The sequence below is a fragment of the Leucobacter sp. CX169 genome, assembly GCF_017161405.1.
Taxonomy (GTDB): domain Bacteria; phylum Actinomycetota; class Actinomycetes; order Actinomycetales; family Microbacteriaceae; genus Cx-87.
On record NZ_CP071051.1, the window covers coordinates 2054337 to 2073641 of the forward strand.

Below are 19305 nucleotides of genomic sequence, written 5' to 3' on the forward strand. Positions count from 1 at the left end.
GTTTAGCGCAGCCCTTCTGCGAGGGGTCCGAGGGTCAAGATCGGGAAGTAAGTGAGGGCCGTCACGATGACGGTCACCCCGAGGAGCATGCCGATGAACATCGGCTTGTGGGTGGGCAGCGTCCCGCTCGTGGCAGGTACTTTGCCCTGCGCCGCGAGGGAACCCGCAAGGGCGAGCGCGAACAGGATCGGCAGGAACCGGCCGAGCAGCATCGCGACCCCGAGCGCCGTGTTAAACCACGGCGTGTTCCCGGTGAGCCCCGCGAACGCCGACCCGTTGTTGTTTGCGGCGGAAGTGAACGCGTAGATCACTTCGGACAACCCGTGATTGCCGGGGTTCCAGATCGAGGTCGCCTCGACATCGCCGCGCACCGCAGGAATGGCGAAGCTGAGCGCCGTGCCGCCGAGAATGAGGGCGGGCACGATCAAGATGAACAGGCTCGCGAGGGTGATCTCACGCGGCCCGATCTTCTTGCCCAGGTATTCCGGGGTGCGCCCGACCAGCAGACCGCCGATGAAGACGGTGATCACGGCCAGGATGAGCATGCCGTACAGCCCCGAGCCGACGCCGCCTGGGGCGACCTCGCCGAGCATCATGTTCAACATCGGCAGCATGCCGCCGAGCGCCGTGTACGAGTCGTGCATCGAGTTGACCGCGCCGGTGGAGGTGAGCGTGCTGGTCGTGCCGAACAGCGTCGAGGCGAAGATGCCGAAGCGCTGCTCCTTGCCCTCCATCGCTCCTCCAGCCAGCTGCGGGGCGGTACCGAGACCGGCCCGCTCGAGGCTCGACAGGATCGCAAACGAGGCGACGTACAGCGTGGCCATGACGGCGAGGATCGCGCGTCCCTGGCGCGGGTCACCCACGAGCTTGCCGAAGGTGCGCGGCAGCGAGAACGGGATCATCAGCATGAGCACGTTCTGGAACAGGTTCGTCCAGGCCGTCGGGTTCTCGAATGGGTGGGCGGAGTTTGCGTTGAAGAACCCGCCACCGTTGGTGCCGAGTAGCTTGATCACCTCTTGCGAGGCGACCGGCCCGCCCGGGATGCTCTGCGTGGCGCCCGACAGCGTCGTCACCTCGGTGAACCCCGCGAAGTTCTGGATGACGCCGCCGGCGATCAGGATGACCGCACCGACAACGGAGATGGGCAGGAGCAGACGAACGGTGCCGCGCGTCAAGTCGACCCAGAAATTACCGATCGTGAGCGAGCGGGTGCGAGCGAAGCCGCGCACGACGGCAATCGCCACTGCGGTGCCCACCGCGGCCGAGACGAAGTTCTGCACGGCGAGGCCGGCGATCTGCACCGAGTACCCCAGGGTGAGCTCGGGCGAATAGTTCTGCCAGTTCGTGTTGGTGACGAACGAGACCGCGGTGTTGAACGCGAGGCCCTCGGGCACGGGCGGCAGGCCCAGCGAGTACGGCAGGATCCCTTGGATGCGCTGCAACAGGTAGACCGCGAGGATGCTGACGAGCGAGAACGAGAGGACGCTGCGCAGGTACGCCCGCCAGCTCTGCTCGCTCGCCGAGTCGACACCGACGAGGCGGTAGAAGCCACGCTCGACGCGCAGGTCGCGAGTCGAGGAATAGATGCGCGCCATGTAGTCGCCGAGCGGGCGGTACAGGAGCGCGAGGATCAGGGCCAGCGTGGCGACCTGCAGCACGGCAAAAAGTACGTCCATGTCAGAATCGCTCCGGCTTCACGAGAGCAAACACGAGATAGGCGATGGCGGCGAGCGCGAGCGCTGCGGCGATCAGGGAGAAGATGATCACAGCTTCTCGACCCCCTTCGCGATCAGGCCGAGCAGCACGAACACGGCAATTACGCCGAGCACGTACACGATGTCCAGCAATGTGGATTCCTTTCAGAGGGCGATGCGGGCGGCCCCCTCGGCCGCCGCCCGGCCCGTTCTCGGGGCCGCTCCCTGAATCTTGGCCCCGCCGGGGTAGTCAGATCCCTCGTCCTAACGGTTTCCAAACGGCTATCTCTGGATTCCTCACGCGCCGCACACGGGCCTCGTAGGATGTGAGCATCTGCGCGGAAGGGGAAGCCACCATGGCCACGAAAACACCGGCGATGTCGCCGTCAGACATGCCCGTTGAGGAGGTTCTCATCCCCCTCACCCCAGCCCGCCGCGCGGAGGCCGAGCAGCTGCTCGCGCTGTGCCGCGAGGTCAGCGGAGAAGAGCCCGTCGTGTGGGCCAGGCGCATCATCGGCTTCGGCGAATATCACTACCGCTACGCGAGCGGGCACTCCGGGAACGCCCCGCTGCTCGGGTTCAACAGCAACAATACGAAGCACACGATCTACCTGACCGAGAACTTCTCGCAGGACTACCCCGAGTTGATGGCGAGGCTCGGCCCCCACACCGCCAGCAAGGCGTGCCTGTACCTCAAGCGCCTCGAGGGCGTCGACCTCTCGGTGCTGCGCCAGCTGCTCGAGCTCTCGCAGGCTGAGGCCCGCGCGCAGCACGTGCCGGAGTGATGCTGGTGGCGCGGCCGAAGCCCGCTACGCTCAAGCCATGACTGTGTTGTCCGAATCGTTGTCGTCCACCTCGCCCTCCGCCCGCGTCGCGATCGTCTCGGGGGCGGGCTCCCCCGACGGCATCGGCTTCGCCACCGCCGCCCGACTGGTGCGCGCCGGCTACCGGGTCGTCGTGGGGGCGACGAGCGACCGGATCGACGACCGCGCCTTCGAGCTCGAAGCCATCGCGGCGGCGCACGGCGCCCAGCCCGGGGCTACTCACGCCGTCCCCGTCATCGCGGACCTCACGGAGGAGGCCGGGGCTACACGCCTCGTGCAGGCGGCAGTCGTCGCGTTCGGCAGGCTCGACGTCCTGGTGAACAATGCCGGCATGACCTCGGTGTCCGACCCAGAGGCGCCGGCCGCGATGGGCCAGCTCGACCGCTCGGGCTTCGAGCACGCACTCACCCGCAATCTCACGACGGCGTACCTCGTGACGCGCGCCGCGCTCCCCCACCTCGCCCTGGCCGAGCACGGCCGCATCGTCACCGTCTCGTCCGTGTCCGGGCCGATCCTCGCGTACCGCGGCGACGTCGGGTATCACGCGGCGAAGGCGGGCCTCGTGGGGCTCACGCGCGCTCTCGCGGTCGACCTGGCGGCGAGCGGCACGACGGCGAACGCGGTCGCCCCCGGCTGGATCCGGACCGGATCCGCCACCGAGCACGAGAACCGCATGGGCGACGCGGTGCCGCTTGGCCGATCGGGCACGCCCGACGAGGTCGCCGCGGTGATCGAATTCCTCGCATCGCCCGGCGCCTCCTACGTCACCGGGCAGGTGCTCGTCGTCGACGGCGGAAACGCGATTCAGGACGAGAAGGGGGTCGGGTAGCGGGCCCCAGTTCCCCGTACTCTTGAGTGACCCCTTCATTCGACGGGATGTCGCCAAGTTCCAGGAGGAACCGTGAAGACCAACCCGTACTACTCGACCAACACGCAAGACCCCGACGTGCACCACAACCAGCGCGATTGCCCCGCGGGCAAGGCGATCCCGAAGGAGAACAAGAAGTTCGGGACCAACGGCTACAAGCTCTGCAAGACCTGCGCAAAGATGTAGCTATTCGGCTGGGGCCTCGCCCGGGGCTTCGCTCTGAGGTACGGCAGCGGCAGGATCCTGCCCGGTCATCACCACGGGAGCGCCGCCCGGGCGCCGGAACAGGCCCCGCCAGCCCAGCTTGATGCCCTCTTCGGCAGGCTCTTCGACCTCAAGCCCGTAATAGTCGCCGATGTGATCGACGAACGCGGCGCGCTGTGCGCGGTCGTACGCGCGCCGCTCGCGGGTGAAGGCGATGATCGTAGACCAACAGATCCCGAGCATGATCACCGAGAACGGCAGCGCGATGATAATTGCCGCGGTCTTCAGCGCCTCGAGCCCGCCCGAGAGCAGCAGGGCGGTCGCGAGGAAGGCCGTGGCGAGCGCGAAGAACACCCGGATCCAGTTCTTTGGCTCGACCTGGCCGCCCGTCGCGATCATGCCCATGACGAGCGAGCCGGAGTCCGCCGAGGTTACGAAGAAGATCGTGATGAGTACGATCGCGCCGACGGTGAGCGCGGCCCCGCCATCCAGCTGACCGAGCATCGCGAACAGCGAGCCCTCGATGTCAACTGAGCCGCCCGGGCCGACGAGCCCGCCCGGGCCCGACAGCTCCGAGTAGAGCGCCGTCCCGCCGAGCACGCTGAACCAGAGGAACGTCATCAGCGTCGGGACCAGAATGACGCCCATCACGAACTGGCGCACGGTGCGCCCGCGCGAAATGCGGGCGATGAAGATGCCGACGAACGGTGCCCACGAGATCCACCAGCCCCAGTAGAACGTGGTCCATGACGCCTGCCAGGCCTCGCCCTCGGCGCCGGTGAACGCGCTCACGGTGAACGACATGCCGACGATGTTTTGCAGGTAATCGCCGATGGACTGCACGAACTCACGCAGCAGGAACTGGGTGGGCCCGACGATCAGCACGACGAGCACCAGCACGCCGGCGAGCATCAAGTTGGCGTTCGACAGCCACTTCATGCCCTTGCCGACCCCCGACAGCACCGAGAACAGCACGAGCGCGGTGATCACGACGATGATGACGATGTTGCTGAAGTCTGACGCCTGCATAATGCCGGCGCTCTCGAGCCCCGCGCTGATCTGCAAGACGCCGAGGCCGAGTGAGGTGCCGACGCCGAAGATGGTGCCAACGAGGGCGATCACATCGATCGTGTTCCCCCAGCCGCCGCGCACGCGCTTGCCGAGCAGCGGCTCGAGCGTCCAGCGGATCGAAATGGGGCGGCCTCGGCGATGGATCGCGTACGCGAGCGCGAGCCCGATCACGACGTAGATCGACCAGGCGTGCACGCCCCAGTGGAGGTATGTCTGCGAGAGGGCCTGCTGCGCCAGCTGTCCCTCGCTGCCGGTGACCCCGGGCCGCGGGTTCGCGAAGTGGCTGAGCGGCTCGCTCACGCCGTAGAAGACGAGACCGATGCCCATTCCCGCGGCGAAGAGCAGCGAGAACCATGAACCGAGCGAGAACTCCGGCTCGTCGTCGTCCTTGCCCAGCTTGATCTCGCCGAACCGGCTGAACCCCATCGAGAGGCTAAAGATCACGAAGAACGACGCGATGAGGACGTAGTACCAGTTGAAGTTGTGGACGATGCTGGCCTGGATCGCCTTGAAGGCGGCTTCCGCCGCATCGGGCAGGATCATCGCGAAGGCGGCAAAGAGAACAACGATTGTGGCCGCGGGCCAGAAGACCCAGCGACTCAGGGTGGACGATTGAACAGTTTCGTTCGTCATGCCCTCCAGGCTAGCTGGGAAGCGGGTGCGGCGGCGATTCGGGTGTGCAACACCGGGGGTTCACGGGCCGCCCGCCTGGCCCGCACACGTGAGTGCGAACGGCGAACGGCCCATCGGAAGCCGTTACTCTGCGGCGGCAAGCACCTCAAGCGCGGCGTCGATCCCCGCTCCGACGTTCACGTCCATTCCCAGATCTTTGAGCCCTCGCCCCAGCGCCGCAAGCCCCACGATGGGGTACATTCCGCTGGCGGTCGGACCCATATGCGCGAGGCGCATCAGGTTGCCGGCGCCCTGGCCGCTCGACAGCATGACGCCGTACTTCTCACGGACGTGCGTGCGGACCTCGACGTGGTCGAGGTGGTCGGGCAGCCGCACCGAGGTCACACAGTTTGCCGCGACGCTCGGACTGGCCGCCCAGAGCTCGAGCCCCATTGCGGTCACCCCGGCGCGAGTCGCCTCGGCCGCAAGAGTGTGCCGTTCGATCGCGGCGTCGAGGCCCTCTTCGAGCACCTGGTCCAGCACCGACTCAAGCCCGTGCACGTCGGAAACCGACGGCGTATAGGGGAAGACTCCCCCGTCAAGCCACTTCTCTTTCCAGTCGAGCAGTGACACATACGAGGCGCGCGGCGCGGCGGGGTTATTCTCGATTCGGTCCCAGGCAGCGGGGCTGACCGACATCATTCCGATGCCGGGAGGGCCCGCGAGGCACTTCTGTGCACCGGTCACGACAACGTCGAGCTGCCACTCATCGGTCTCGAACTCGAGTCCACCGATTGAGGACACCGCGTCGATGAGCGTGAGGGCGCCGTACTTCTTCGCGATCGGACCAATCGCTTTGCAGTCCGTGATCGTGCCAGAGGGTGTCTCGGAGTGCACCAGTGTGACGAGCTCGATGCCGGGGTGCGACTTGAGGAAGTCCTCGACCGCCGCCGGGTCCACCGCCTCGTTGTACGCCACCTCGAGCTCGAACACCTCGGCGCCGAAGCTCGTGAGCCAGTACCCCATGCCCTTGCCGAACACGCCCTGCACCAGGTTGAGCACTTGCATGCCCGGCTTCACCAGTGAGCGAGCGGCACCCTCGAGCGCCACGATCGCCTCGCCCTGCATCAGGATCATGTCGTTCTTCGTCTTGAAGACTCGCGCGGCCTTCTCCTGCGTGCGCCGGAAGGTCTCGAGGAACAGCGGGTCGTAGTGGTACAGAATCGGCTTGCCGAGGGCGGCGAGCGTGCGGTGCGTCGCCATCGTCGGCCCGGCGGACAACGTGAATACTTCAGGGTTCTTCAACCTGGATTCCTTTCAGAAGAGGTGCGGGGAGAGCGATGGCGGACTAGCGCGCGCCGCGAATGTACGGAGTCGCCAATGCGGCTGGCAGAGCTGACTTGCGGGCGAAGAACGTCAGGACGATCATTACCGCGATAAACGGCATCATCGTCACGACGTCGTTGGGAATGTTCAGCGTGGTGAGCTGCAGCACGGTCCCCATCGCAACGAACAACCCGTAGATGAGCGAGATCGCGAGCACCCAGAGCAAGCGTCCGCGGGCCAACATCGCCACCACGATGGCGAGGAAGCCCATGCCGTGGGTCATCCCCGGCGTGAACGTTCCCGCGGAGATGAGGGCGAGGTAGGCCCCGCCAAGGCCCGACATCGCTCCGCCGAAAAGCACCGCGAGCGAGCGGGTCAGCAGGACGTTGCCGCCCGCAGCGTCGAGCGACGCGGGCTTCTGCCCGGCGGAGCGCAGCCGCAGCCCGCTCGTGGTCCGGTACAACCAGATCGAGGTCAGGATCGCGAGCAGCATCGAGATGTAGAACATGCCCGGCTGCGAAAACAGGCTCGGCCCAATCACCGGAATGTCTGACAAGAACGGGATTTTCCACGGGGCTGCCAGGCCGAGACGCGGCTTTGAGGTGCCGTAGTTGAAGTCGTACAGCACGCTGCTCACACCTGTGCCCGCGAGGGTAATACCGATGCCCACGACAATCTGGTTCAGACCGAGCAGCACAGACAGCACCATCATGATCGATGACAGGACCACACCGGCGAGAGCGCCGATAAGGAAGCCCAGCCAGAAGCTATCGGTGGCGAGTGTGCCGACGAAGCCGAAGTACCCGCCGATCAGCAGCATGCCCTCCATACCGATATTGAGCACGCCGGCCTGCTCGCCCACGGTCTCACCGATCGCGGCAAGCATGACGGGGATAGCGCTGGCCAGCGCCGCTACGACGAACGCCGTGAGAAATGCGTCAGAGAAAAAGGGAATCATGTCCAGTCGTCCTTTACTTCTTGGCACTCTTGAACAGGCCGGTGGGGAGATAGCTCTTGCCCAGGTCCTTGCGGTTACCCATGAACTCGATGACCGTCATGAAGAACAGGATCAGCGCCACGATGATGAGCAGGAAGTCGACTGACAGCCCGACCTGTTGAGCGGCGATGGTGCCGCCGGTCGCCAGGATCGCGTAGAACGCGACGAGCGGAATCGAGCCGATGGGGTTGAGCCGGGCCAGGAACACGAACGGCAGGATCTTGTCGCCGTACATCGGGTTCCAGTTCGTACGCATGTACCCCCAGAGCCCCAGCATGTCGACCGCACCCGCGAGCGCGATCATGCCGGAGGAGAGCAAGAAGACGATGATGATCATCTTCTTCGCGTCGATGCCCGCGTGGGTGGCCGCCTTCGGGCTCGCGCCGAGGATGTCGATCTTCAGGCCAAACGACGACTTCGTGAGGATGTAGTGGAACACCACAACGAGCACCAACGCGATGATGAACCCCACGTGGATGCGCGTCCCCGGAATGAAGGGAAGCATGAGGCCCAAATCGAGCACTCGGGTCTGCGGAACGGTGACCCCGTGATCCTGGAACGGGCCCTTCACCAGGATATTCGCCACGCTGATGGCGATAAACGAGAGCATGAGACTCGTAATGATCTCGTTCGTTCCGTACTTCGCTTTGAGGAGCGCGGGAAGGTAGCCGAGCGCCGCACCGATGACGAACGCCAGCACGAAGAGGACTACAATCCCCACCCCGAAGGGCAACGTTGCCATGATGTCGGGAGCGGTTCCTGCGACGACTGCGGCGGCCAATAGGTAGGTGCCGTTGTAGCCCAGGTTCCAGAGCTGCGCGCGGAACGAGATGATCAAGCCGAGCGAGATGATCAGGAGCGGCGCCATCATGGTGAGCGTCTTCTGCCACCCAGTGCCCCCGAGCCCCAACGCAAGAATGTCGCCGTAGAACTTCAGTGGGTCAACGCCCATCGACCAGATAATGAACCCCGCGACGATCAGGGCGAGCAGCACCGGCGCGACGGTGCGAATCAGCACCTGCATCGAGACGCTGAGCTTGCTCTTCTCGGGCTTGCGCGCCGCCTCGATGACGCGGGTTTCAGGGCCGGGATCGCCAGGCAGCCCGGCGTCGTTCGCCCCCAACTTCTCTGCGACTGACTCGCTACTCGTGGTCATGCGTTCCCCCTACCGTGGCAATACTCGTCTTCGAACCGACCATGAGCTCGCCCACGCGCTCGGTGACCCGGTCGCCGTCGTTCTGCACCTCGCCGATCAACCGTCCATTCGAGATGACGACGATCCGGTCGGAGAGCTCAGCGAGCTCATCGAGGTCGGTGGAAATCAAGAGCGCAGCTCCCCCGCCACGGGCAAACTCCCGAACGGTCTCGCGCACGCGGTACACGGTCTTGAGGTCAAGGCCGTATGTAGGTTTGTGGAAGATCACTGCCTTCGGGTCGTGCGAAAGCTCGCGCGCCAGAAGGATCTTCTGGATGTTGCCACCGGAGAGCGTGCCGGCCCGCGTCTGCTCTGACGGGGTACGGATCTCGTAGTCGGCAATCTGTGTGAGCGCCTCGTTCAGTACAGCCGCCTTGTCCATTCGCCCGAACTTCCAGAAGGGGCGTTCCCCGACCTTCTTCAACACGAGGTTCAGCGCCACGCTAAATGTGCCGACGATCCCCTCGTGCAGGCGGTCATCAGTGACGTATCGCACGCCGAGGTGTTGCCGTTCCTTCACCTTGAGTTTCGTAATGTTCTTCGTGTCGAGCAGCACCGACCCCGCAGTGGGTGCAAGCTGGCCTGCGATCGCTTCGGCAAGATGTTGCTGTCCGTGTCCATCGATACCGGCGACCCCGACGATCTCGCCCGCTCGAATGGCGAGGTTCAGCTCGCAAATTGGCACCTCCCCCGAACGCGAAATTGTACTGAGGTCGCGCACTTCAAGGACGACCGCGGCGTCCGCGGGCACCTGGTGTCGCCGTTCCTCCGCACCCATACCAGCCGCTTCGGCTTCCTCTGCACCGATCGTCTCGGGGTTCGTACCGAACATCGCTTCCAAGATGCGGGCCTTGGCCTGCTCTTCCGTCATCGAATGCATTTCCGCAGGATCAATGCGCCCGGCGACCTTACCCCCGCGTAGCACGGTCACCGAATCGCCAATAGCGTACGCCTCGTGCAGTTTGTGGGAGATAAAGATAACGGCAAGCCCCTCGGCCTTCAGTCGGTTGATACTCGCGACGAGGTTGTCGATGGCCTGCGGTGTCAGCATCGAGGTGGGCTCGTCAAGGATGAGCACCTCAGAACCCTTCCACATCGCCTTCGCGATCTCGACCTGCTGCTGCTGGCCGAGCCCCAGGTCGCCCGCGGGCATGTCTGGGTCGATCGGGGCGCCCAGAAGTTCGCTGAGCTCGCGCAGGCGGGCGGTTGCGCCCGCCTTGCCCAGCCAAAAGTTTTCGGAGTCACTCAGCATGAGGTTCTCGAGCACCGTCAGCGACGGAATGAGCGCTGAGTGCTGGTAGACAACGCCAATGCCCTGCGCCATCGAGACGCTCGGAGAGCTCAAGACCGTCGGCGTACCGTGCATTTCAATCGTGCCCGAATCTGGCTGCTGGAGGCCTGCAAGCACGCTGATCAGCGTCGACTTTCCTGCGCCGTTCTCGCCCAGCAGGCAGTGCACTTCGCCGCGCTTCACATCGAGTGAGATTGCGTCATTCGCGATGATGCCGGGGAATGACTTGGTAATTTCGGTGAGTCGAATGATCACCGAAGCTTCGGCGTTGTCCGATTCCGGGACGTCTACCTGGGTGTTCTCGGACAAGGCTGTCCCCTCCGTTAATCGCGCGAATCAGATACGTGCGGGGTGCCCCAGCATTTTGCCGGGGCACCCCGTGCAGCGCATATTTCTCGTGTGCTACTTGCCCTTAGCGTCGATGATCGCCTGGACAGCCTTTGTATCGGTTGCCCGCTCGACCTTCACGCTACCGTCGATGATGCCGGCCTTGGCTTCATCGACCGCTGTCGCAATATCGCCGGTGAGCGACGGGGTGTCCTGCAGCGACAGGCCTCCGTTTTCGACCGTGAGCTCGTAGGTCTTGGTGCCGAACGTCCCCGCCTCGACGTCCTTGATCGCGGCGATGTAGGAGTCCTTGAAGTTCCACAGCACCGAGGTGAGCACCATGTCCGGGTTCTCCACGATCTCGGTGACGTCGCCGATGGTCGCGATGTACGAGATCGGGTAACCCACGTCAGCGGTCTCGATGGCCTGAAGGTAGCCGATGGTCGCGCCATCGCCCATGCCGAAGATCACATCAGCGCCCGCGGCGATGACCTGGGCAGTCACTGTGCTACCGCCAGCAGAGTCGCCGTAACCGGCAGGGCCGACGTAGGCCACGACGACGTTAATCGTCGGGTCCACGCTGTAGACGCCCTGTGCGAAGCCACCGGCCATCAGGAACCAGTTCAGGTCTTCAGCCGATGCGACAATGCCGACGGTCTTCGTGGTGGTCTTCTTCGCTGCGGCTACGCCTGCGAGATATGCACCCTCCTGCGCCTGCGTAATCACCGTGGCGACTTTACCGGGCTCGTTCTTGTCGAAGTCCACGACGAGGGTCGGCACGCCGGTCTGCATACCGACGCGGTGACCCGCGGTGTTGAACCCGCTGGCGTGGGCGATGATGAGCTGGTTTCCAGCCTCAGCGACCTGGGTCAGGATCGTCTCGGTGTTGTCGTAGCCGACGTTCGAGTTGTCGTCGAGCTTGATGCCGAGCTCGTCAGCTGCCGCCTGCGCAGCCCAGATGCCCTGCTGGTTCCAGCCGTAATCCGATTCCTTCTCCGGCGTGACGATGGCGAACTGAGTCACCTTTGTCCCTGCGGCGGGCGCGTCGCCGCCGGCCGTGCCAGTGTCGCTCCCGCGACCCGAGCAGCCTGCGGTTGCCAATAGGCCCACGCTGACCGCAAGCGCGATGCCGACGCGGAGCCCCTTTTTCGTTGATCGTCCCAAGAACATTTGTGTTCCTCCAATTTCACTCACCGTTGAGTTGCTGAGCATATACAACGAGCACTCTCACCCAGAATTATCACTTTGTAATGCTGATTTATGAAGCTATAAGAATTTAAAAGCACTGTCAAGCAATTCAGAATGCCGAGATAACAGCGTTACTTTCCCGGAAATCCGGCGAAGTAGCGCCCCATTCCGGCACAAATCACATGCTGAGAAACCGACGCCGCCAACCTGTGCGGCGCATAGGTGATTACTGAGCGCTTTCCTCAGCAAGCACGAGCTCTGCGATCTCTCTGGCGCCCAGCTTGACCTTCTCGAGGAGTCGTTCCTTTGCCTGGTCGTCGAGCCGGAACTCGAGCCCTGCAATGGATAGCGCGGCGACCGTGCGCCCCTCCACAATGATCGGCGCGGCTACCGCGTAGATGCCCTCGTCCACCTCGGCCGCAGAGACGGCGTGATTGAGCTTTCCCGCTAGGGCGACCTCATTGCGCAGCTCCTCCACCTCCTCTTTCGACAGCGTCTGCTCGAGCTTGCGGAAGTACTTCTCCCGCTTCTCGGGAAGCGCTGCGGCGAGCAGGACCTTTGGTCCCGCACCCTTATGAAGAGGCATGAGGTGCCCCGGCTTGAAGGAGATCATGGCGGGCTTGTCAGGGATGACCGATGCCACACACAACACAGAGTCCTTCACCCGACGCAGGATCAGGGTCGTCTCATGAGTTTCCTCGACGAGCTGCTCGAGAATCGGCTTCCCGATCGCGCCGATGTCGAGCGACGACTCCGCCACGCTTGCCAACCGGAACATCTGTGATGTCAGCGTGTAGACGCCTCGTCTGCGCTCTTCGATCAGATACAGCTCGCGCAGCAACGCAATGTAGCGGTAAGCGCTCGGGATCGAAATCTCGAATCGGGCGGAAATCTGCTCCACCGTGATTTCAGGTGATGCCTCGGTGAAGCTGAGCAGAATCTGCAATACCCGACGTGCACTGTCGACGCCTTTTGCACGACTCGTTTGCATGTGGTCCTCTATCCTTCGGGCCGATCGTCTCCCCGCAATAACGACCGTACGGGCGGCTAAGTTAGCGCTGATACGTTCCGACGAAGCGATTTTGCTCGACGATAGCATCAGCATACGAGGCCAGGAACTCTTCGCGTGAGGGCGCTCCGTCGACCTTGCGGTTGAGTGCATAGACCCAGAAGTAGTAGTGGTGCAGGCCATGCCCAAACGGAGGCTGCGGGCCGCTGTAGGCGACCTCACCCATTCCATTGGGGCCGACACGTCCGGCCTCGACGGTACCGCCGAGCTCAGTGGTACCGGGATCGATGCCATAGACCGTCCAATGCGTGAATCCCTGCGGCAGCGGAGCGTCGGGATCGTGCAGCACCACAGCGAGCTCGACGGCGCCCTCCGGTACGCCAGCAATCACGAGGCGAGGGGTTTCGTTTCCTGTGTCCGCCGCGAACCGGGGGGCAATCGCGCCCAGGTTTTCGATGTCGGGGCTCGAGAGAGCGAGGTCTTGAATATTGAGGCCCATGGGCGTCTCCTTTGTGTCGGGTGGTGATTAGGAAATCTGTTCGAGCAAATCGAGCGCGATTTGGGAAATGGCCCCCGGCTGCTCCTCCGGAACGTAATGGTCAGCGTCGGCAACGGTCTCGTATTGCAGGTCCGGGCGGAGCGCACGCGATCGATCGAACGCGGCCTGAGTCACCAGCGTGCTCTCTTCGCCACGCACGACGACTGTCGGGACAGCGACCGCTGCGTAGTACCCGGTGAGGTCGGCCCGCAGGCCCTGCACCGTCTGCAACATGGCTACAGGCGATGCGAGCGGCTCGAAACCCCGCTCGGTTTCGCGATAGCCGTACTCGGCCCGACGCATGATCGCGTCATGCGGCATGTTGGCATATCTTCCGTGCAGATAGGCCTCAATTGCTTCGACCGATTCGAACGTCTGGGCTCCAGCGCCCACTCGCGCCTCGAGGCTGTCGAACACCTGGGCTTCAATGAACGGCGTGAAGTCAATCGCGACGACCCCGTCGACGAGCTCTGGATAGAGCGCGGCCGCAGCAATAGAGTTTCGCGATCCGAGTGAGTGGCCCACCAGAACGTTCTTCCCCCCACCGCCGAGAGCTTCAACAAGCCCGCGGATGTCGCCGGCAAAATCCTCCGCCGAATATCCCGCGTCGGGCTTTGCGCTATTGCCGTGCCCACGCTGATCCACTGCGATCACCCGGGCACGCTGACCGAGGGCGCGTGCCACCGGCGCCCAGACCTGATGGTTCGCCGTGACCCCGTGCAGCAGGAAGAAGGTGTCAGCTCCCTCCCCCGTCTCGGCGTAGGCAATCTCGATTCCGTTCGTAGAACAGTGACGGATCACAGCCAGCGCCCTTCGCTAGACCTGGTCGCTGCTCAGCGGCTGCGGCATCGCCTTGCGCACCTGCACGAGCTGCTGGACGATTTGCGCTCGCTTGGCCGCAACCTCGCCCTCGCCGTATTCGAACAGGCCCTTTCCGCTCTTGAACCCGAAGGTCTTCGCTTCGACGTTCTGAGTGATGACGGCGGGAACCCCGTCCGCCTTTGAGAGGTCGGGGTTCAAGTAGCTCGCGACATTGTTGTAGGTGTCGAGACCGGCCATGTCGAGCAGGCGCATGGGGCCCACCACCGAAAGCTTGAAGCCAATCCCCCAGCGCACGCAGATGTCCATGTCCTCGCGCGAGATCACGCCCTCATCGACGAGTGCCAGGCTCTCACGCATGATTGCGTACAGGATCCGGTTCTCAACAAACCCGGGGGTCTCGCGCTCACGAACGGCCTCATAGCCGAAGGAATTCGCGACCTCAGAGACTCGGTCGCTCGTTGCCTCACTGGTCTGCTGACCGGGAACAACCTCGATCAGTGGAATCACGTGCGGCGGGTTTGACCAGTGCATCCCAACCAGGCGCTCGGGGTGAGCAAGCCCTTCAGCGAGCTTGGTAATCGGAATGCCCGAGGTATTCGAGGCGATGATCACGTCTGCGCCGACGAGGCCCTCAACCTGCGCGAGCACCTGGCGCTTGAGGTCTTCGCGCTCGGGCACCGCCTCGAGCACGAACTCCGTCCCCGCAAGCGCCTCGCCAATGTCGGTCGTGAAGCTGATCTCACCCTGGCGATCGCCGCGGGGCGACTCAAGGTTGTCGAGCACCTTGGCGGCGAGCTTCACTCCGTCGGCGGCGCGCACGAGGGCGTCCTCAACCACGTCGTACACAGTGACGTCGACACCCGAGCGCGCAAATACGGCGGCAATGCCGGGGCCCATGATGCCCGAGCCAAGTACGGTGACCTTCTTCAGATGTGCCATGTTTCCTTCTCCTTTGAATGAAATGTCGTTGAGCTGAACTGAACTTCGCACCGCTAGATCGCCTGCGGTTCCCGACCCTCAGCGCGGTCAAGCAGGCGGTTGAAGTACTTCCAGTAGTTCTCTTTTGCGTGGTGCGGGTAGATTCGCGCGGCCTTCTCAATCGACTCCGCATGGTCGGGAATCGGGAACGAAGCCCCCGACGACTCGAGATCAATCTGAAACTTCGAGGACCACTCGAGGAAGATGCCGCACAGCAGCAGCTCACGTACGTCGCCGCCGGTGAAGGCAATGCCGTGATTGGCCAGGAGAATCGCCTCGGCCCGCCCGAGCTTTTCCGCGACGGCCTTTCCGAGCTCAACCGTCGTGACGATGTGGCTCGTCTCGTCAAAGCGCGGCACGCCCTCGTTCGCAAACCACGCGCCGTGATTGTTGACCGGGGCGAGCTGGTTGGTGCCGGCGCCAAAGACGGTTGCGAAGTGTGCGTGCGAGTGGCCCACGAAATTCACGTCGGGGCGAGCGAGGAAGATTTCAGCGTGCAGTGGCCATTCGAGGTGACGGAACCCCTCCCCCTGCAACACCTCGCCGTCGAGCGTGACCAATAGGTAGTCCTGAGCCGTGACTTCAGAGAGCGCGAGATGCCCGCGCTTGAGCCACATACCCCGCCCCTCCGGGTCGCGGTAGGACATGTGTCCCATCGACATGTCCCCGTGGCCTTCGATCTCGAGGATGCGATGTACGCGGGCGAGGTTCTCGAGAACCTCTTGAATTTCCGGTGAGGGGTTGAATGGCTCACGCATGTGAAGCTCCTTCTTCTATTCTTGCGATTCTGAAGTGCATTGTTTGACGAGCCGCTATCGCTGCGCCAGAGCCTCGGCCTTGGTCATTCCGCCGACGCGGGCATTCGGGCGTCCGCCGCTCGAGACTGCCACGCAGATCAGCAGCTCGTCTGGCTTGGGAGAGTCTGCGACGTGCAACGTGATGCCGTCGTAGTAGTCACGGACGTAGACTTCGTCCTTAAAGGCCAGGGGAATGTCGAGCGTGACGCCCGCCGACGAGACCTTGGTCATTGACGAGATCCAGGCTTTGCCCCCGCCAACAGCGTCGCGGAAGCCGTTGCCGAAGATCGTGGTCACGCAGGCCACCACGTGCTCCTGCTCACCCGCGATGCCGGCAACGCCACCCTTGCCATACCCCTCGACCTCGCGGCCACCCAGCAGCGCCTTCGCCCGGGTACCCAGGGCGAAGGCGAGCTCGCCACTCGGTGCGGTCAAAGCGCTGAGGTCCTGCTGGAAGGGCTGGCCGGCGAACGGGTTTCGAATCACGACGCCCACCGCCGCCTTGACCAGCGGCTCCTCCAGCTGCCGTCCGGCGAGCTCGGTCACTTCCACCACGCTCGAGTGCCAAGCGCGGATCTCGTACCCATCAATTACTGCGTTCATGCGTGCACCGCCGTTGTCGGATCGTATTTGGCCGCCTCGAGCACCTCGGGCGTGAATTGATTTCCCTCTGCCATGCTGCGCGTCTCGGCGAACCACGCCGACTTCTCCTGGCAGCGGTCGGTGACCCCGCGCTCGCGCGCCTGCCAGTCGCCCAGCTCCTGCGCAAGGTCGGCAGAGCCCTTCGATACCGAGGTGGCCATCGTGTAGGCGTTGACCATGGCCGAACCCGCACCCTGTGCGAGCGCCGGGCACATCGCGTGTGCCGAGTCGCCGACCAGCGCGACGCGGCCGTTCGACCACTCCTTGAGTACATTGGTTTGGTAACCGTCGTAGCGACCCGAGATCTTCGCGGCCTCGCGCAGCACGGGGGCCAGGTAGGGGTGGCTCTCGACCCAGACGTCGTAGTTGATCGGCACGGCCGATCCTTCCTCGTCCTCGATCGGCGCCATCAGCGCGATATACAGTTCGTCCTCGTTGCAGGGAATGTACAGCACGCGCAGCACGCGGGGCTCGAGGTTCCAGAAATCAATGACGTTGTCCCACTCGTCGCCACCGCCCAGCTCCTCCTTGCAGCGGGGCACGATGAGGCGGGTGACGCCGTCTTTCGAACGCGTGCGCTCCTGTTCAAAGCCGATCGAGTCGCGCACGTTCGAGTTGACGCCGTCCGCACCGACGATCAGGTCGGCGTGGCGGACCTCGCCGCTTGCGAGCGTGACACTGCCGGCAGGATCAGCGGCGACGACCTCGGAGTCCACCAGGATCGTGACGCCCGCATCGATGGCCGTCGCGACGAGCGCGTCGTGCAACGCCTTCCGCGTCATCGTGCGCCAGGGCAGCCCGCCGAAGTCTTCGAGCGACTTCGTCACATTGTGCATGCGCGTCTCGTAGAACGGCGGCATTACGGTGTGCGGCAGCAGCCGGTCGTAGGCGCCGATCGCTTTCAGTACCTGCAGGCTGTTGTTCCAGAGCAGGATCCCTGCGCCCAGCGGGCGAAGCTCCGTATCTTTCTCATGCAGCGTAACGTCCCACCCGTTCTGGGCGAGCGTCGTTGCCGCGACGAGCCCGGCAAACCCGGCCCCTGCAACCTCGGCAGTACGATTACTCATGTTATTGCGTCCTTCCATGGCCACCATACTCACGTGATAACCAAATCTCAGCTTGTAATAAAAAGTATTTGTGGCATGCCACAAGAAATCCCCGATTTCTTGTGGCGGAAAGCCCGCGCCCGAAGGCGCGGGCACCCTGCTAGTTGCGCGTGTGCCCGCCGTCGACCACGAGCAGCTGCCCGGTCACCCAGCCAGCCTCCTCCGTCGTCAAGAACGCGACGGCGGGAGCAATATCTTCCGGCTGCCCCTTGCGCGAAAACGCCTGCATCGGAACGACGTAGCCGAAGCCATCGTTGTGCGGCCCGGCCTTTACGCCCTCGCTCTCGGTCAGCCCCGGGGCAACCGAGTTGACCGTAATGCCGTCTTTGCCCAGCTCGGACGCGAGCGAGCGAGTGAAGCCGATGGTCGCCCCCTTGCCCGAGACGTAGTGGTTCGCGTTGGGCGTCCCCGCTACGAAGGTGTTCGACGAGATATTCACGATGCGACCGTAGCCGGCCTCGGCCATGTGCTTCGAGACCGCCTTCGTCACCAGGAACAGCCCGTCGACGTTGACCGCCATAACACGGCGCCACTCTTCAAACGACAGCTCTTCCCACGCAACGAACGGCACGATCGCCGCATCATTCACCAGAATGTCAATGCGGCCATACTTGGCCATTACGTCGTCGACCATGCCCTGCACTGCGACGGGATCACTGACGTCGGTGCGATGGAAGTGGCCCGAAAGCTCGGCGGCGACAGCCTCACCCTTCTCGGCATTCACATCGGCGATGACCACGGTGACATCGTTCTTCGCGATGCGCCGCGCGATGGCCGCGCCAATACCCTGGGCCGCGCCCGTAACAATGGCAACCTGCTTTTCATGCTTCGACATAGTTCCTCAATTCCTCACTGAATTTCACAAGCAATAGATCGCGCCTTTGGGGCGGTGCGGCGCTATCCGCCGTACGACTCGGGAGCCTTCTTCCACAGCAGCCACGGGGCCATCTCGTGCGACGGGTAAATGTCCGCCCCCTTGGTGCGACTGATGTAGGACAGCTTGCGCAGCGAGTCGATCGAGGCCGAGGGATCAAGGTGGAAACCGCCGATCACCTCGGCCTCGAGCGCCTTGTAGGTGTAGGCCGCGTCTCCGGCAAAGAGCATCGCGGGAGCGCCCGCAAACTCAACCAGCATCGAGTAGTGGGCGACCGTGTGACCAGGGGTCTCGATCAGCGTCACGCCGGGCGCGATCTCGTACTCCCCCGAGATGAACTTGTACTTCGACTTGTCGAAGTTGAAGGAGAGATCGGAGTAGCCGAGGCGCTCGAAGGGTTCGGGCACGAGCGCGTGGCGCAGCTCGTCTTTGTGCACGAGAATCTGCGCGTTCGTCAGGTACTTGTTTCCACCGACGTGATCGAAGTGGAAGTGCGAATTAATGACGATGTCAATGTCTTCCGGCGCCAGCCCGCAGAGGGCGAGCTGCGCGGGAATGGTCTGCTCGGGGCTCTGCAGCGGCTTCTCGAACGGCAAGACCGCGTTCACATGGTCAAGGTCAAAGCCGGTGTCGAACAAGATGTTGGGGCCGTCGGCGATCTGCACCAGCACGCTGTAGACCGGGAAACGAACCTCGTCGCCGAGATCATGGTGCCAGTGCACCTGCGAGCCATCAATCACCAAACTGCCGCCGTCAAGCAGCGTGACCTTGGGGTCGGTCATTGCTTCCTCCTCGTTGAGATAGACCTCGATCGGCGCCAATTTCTCTCAACCGGCGCAAGATTTCTCTCATGTTATGAGAACTAATTGAGGCATGTCAACCACTCTGAACAAAACTCGGCCTTGAGTTTCTTCTCACATGACGAAATAGTTGTCTCAACAT

The 19305-nt window shown here is 63.6% G+C and carries 20 protein-coding genes; 3 read left to right on the plus strand and 17 right to left on the minus strand.

Annotated elements, in window-relative coordinates:
* Positions 1 to 2 precede the first annotated feature (2 nt).
* Both kdpA and JW030_RS09375 read right to left on the minus strand, forming a co-directional pair.
* A complete protein-coding gene (gene kdpA / locus JW030_RS09370) occupies positions 3 to 1676 on the minus strand; it encodes a potassium-transporting ATPase subunit KdpA (protein WP_188044271.1) in 1674 nt (557 codons plus the stop codon).
* Between the two features lies 1 nt (position 1677).
* Positions 1678 to 1767, minus strand: a complete 90-nt coding sequence (locus JW030_RS09375) for a potassium-transporting ATPase subunit F (protein ID WP_188044272.1) — start codon at positions 1765 to 1767, stop codon at positions 1678 to 1680.
* A gap of 283 nt (positions 1768 to 2050) precedes the next feature.
* Here JW030_RS09375 and JW030_RS09380 point away from each other — a divergent pair, with 283 nt between their 5' ends.
* The 3 genes from JW030_RS09380 to JW030_RS09390 all read left to right on the plus strand — a co-directional run bounded on the left by JW030_RS09380 (position 2051) and on the right by JW030_RS09390 (position 3572).
* Positions 2051 to 2479, plus strand: coding sequence for a DUF1801 domain-containing protein (locus JW030_RS09380; protein ID WP_188044273.1), 429 nt, complete (start codon positions 2051 to 2053; stop codon positions 2477 to 2479).
* A gap of 37 nt (positions 2480 to 2516) precedes the next feature.
* Positions 2517 to 3347 (plus strand): SDR family NAD(P)-dependent oxidoreductase, encoded by an 831-nt coding sequence (locus JW030_RS09385; protein WP_188044274.1) that lies wholly within the window; start codon positions 2517 to 2519, stop codon positions 3345 to 3347.
* Positions 3348 to 3419: 72 nt separating this feature from the next.
* Complete coding sequence (locus JW030_RS09390) at positions 3420 to 3572, plus strand: hypothetical protein (protein WP_188044275.1); 153 nt, start codon at positions 3420 to 3422, stop codon at positions 3570 to 3572.
* Here the strand turns inward: JW030_RS09390 and JW030_RS09395 are convergent, their stop codons facing one another.
* The 15 genes from JW030_RS09395 to JW030_RS09465 all read right to left on the minus strand — a co-directional run bounded on the left by JW030_RS09395 (position 3573) and on the right by JW030_RS09465 (position 19145).
* A complete protein-coding gene (locus tag JW030_RS09395; RefSeq protein ID WP_188044276.1) occupies positions 3573 to 5294 on the minus strand; it encodes a BCCT family transporter in 1722 nt (573 codons plus the stop codon).
* Between the two features lie 123 nt (positions 5295 to 5417).
* Positions 5418 to 6578 carry an alanine--glyoxylate aminotransferase family protein gene (locus tag JW030_RS09400; RefSeq protein ID WP_188044277.1) on the minus strand — a complete coding sequence of 387 codons (1161 nt, stop codon included), beginning with the start codon at positions 6576 to 6578 and terminating at the stop codon, positions 5418 to 5420.
* A 43-nt stretch (positions 6579 to 6621) separates the two neighbouring features.
* A complete protein-coding gene (locus JW030_RS09405; RefSeq protein WP_188044278.1) occupies positions 6622 to 7557 on the minus strand; it encodes an ABC transporter permease in 936 nt (311 codons plus the stop codon).
* 13 nt (positions 7558 to 7570) lie between these two features.
* Positions 7571 to 8752 (minus strand): ABC transporter permease, encoded by a 1182-nt coding sequence (locus JW030_RS09410; RefSeq protein WP_188044279.1) that lies wholly within the window; start codon positions 8750 to 8752, stop codon positions 7571 to 7573.
* Positions 8739 to 10391 (minus strand): ABC transporter ATP-binding protein, encoded by a 1653-nt coding sequence (locus tag JW030_RS09415; protein ID WP_206348547.1) that lies wholly within the window; start codon positions 10389 to 10391, stop codon positions 8739 to 8741. Before JW030_RS09415 ends, JW030_RS09410 begins: the two co-directional genes overlap by 14 nt.
* Before the next feature lie 93 nt (positions 10392 to 10484).
* A complete protein-coding gene (locus JW030_RS09420; protein ID WP_188044280.1) occupies positions 10485 to 11579 on the minus strand; it encodes a BMP family protein in 1095 nt (364 codons plus the stop codon).
* A 244-nt stretch (positions 11580 to 11823) separates the two neighbouring features.
* A complete protein-coding gene (locus tag JW030_RS09425) occupies positions 11824 to 12588 on the minus strand; it encodes an IclR family transcriptional regulator (protein ID WP_188044281.1) in 765 nt (254 codons plus the stop codon).
* 61 nt (positions 12589 to 12649) lie between these two features.
* Positions 12650 to 13105, minus strand: coding sequence for a YbhB/YbcL family Raf kinase inhibitor-like protein (locus JW030_RS09430; protein ID WP_188044282.1), 456 nt, complete (start codon positions 13103 to 13105; stop codon positions 12650 to 12652).
* A gap of 27 nt (positions 13106 to 13132) precedes the next feature.
* Positions 13133 to 13945 carry an alpha/beta fold hydrolase gene (locus JW030_RS09435; protein WP_188044283.1) on the minus strand — a complete coding sequence of 271 codons (813 nt, stop codon included), beginning with the start codon at positions 13943 to 13945 and terminating at the stop codon, positions 13133 to 13135.
* A gap of 15 nt (positions 13946 to 13960) precedes the next feature.
* Positions 13961 to 14905: a 3-hydroxyacyl-CoA dehydrogenase NAD-binding domain-containing protein gene (locus JW030_RS09440; protein WP_188044284.1), complete on the minus strand. Its 945-nt coding sequence runs from the start codon at positions 14903 to 14905 to the stop codon at positions 13961 to 13963.
* Between the two features lie 53 nt (positions 14906 to 14958).
* On the minus strand, positions 14959 to 15702 hold the full coding sequence (locus JW030_RS09445) for a class II aldolase/adducin family protein (protein WP_188044285.1): 744 nt from the start codon (positions 15700 to 15702) through the stop codon (positions 14959 to 14961).
* Positions 15703 to 15756: 54 nt separating this feature from the next.
* A complete protein-coding gene (locus tag JW030_RS09450; RefSeq protein WP_188044286.1) occupies positions 15757 to 16344 on the minus strand; it encodes an amino acid synthesis family protein in 588 nt (195 codons plus the stop codon).
* Positions 16341 to 17450 carry an NAD(P)/FAD-dependent oxidoreductase gene (locus JW030_RS09455; RefSeq protein ID WP_206348549.1) on the minus strand — a complete coding sequence of 370 codons (1110 nt, stop codon included), beginning with the start codon at positions 17448 to 17450 and terminating at the stop codon, positions 16341 to 16343. Before JW030_RS09455 ends, JW030_RS09450 begins: the two co-directional genes overlap by 4 nt.
* Before the next feature lie 139 nt (positions 17451 to 17589).
* The gene (locus tag JW030_RS09460) at positions 17590 to 18324 is read right to left on the minus strand and encodes an SDR family NAD(P)-dependent oxidoreductase (protein WP_188044287.1); all 735 of its coding nucleotides are present in this window, start codon (positions 18322 to 18324) and stop codon (positions 17590 to 17592) included.
* A gap of 62 nt (positions 18325 to 18386) precedes the next feature.
* Positions 18387 to 19145 carry an N-acyl homoserine lactonase family protein gene (locus JW030_RS09465; protein WP_188044288.1) on the minus strand — a complete coding sequence of 253 codons (759 nt, stop codon included), beginning with the start codon at positions 19143 to 19145 and terminating at the stop codon, positions 18387 to 18389.
* Positions 19146 to 19305 lie beyond the last annotated feature (160 nt).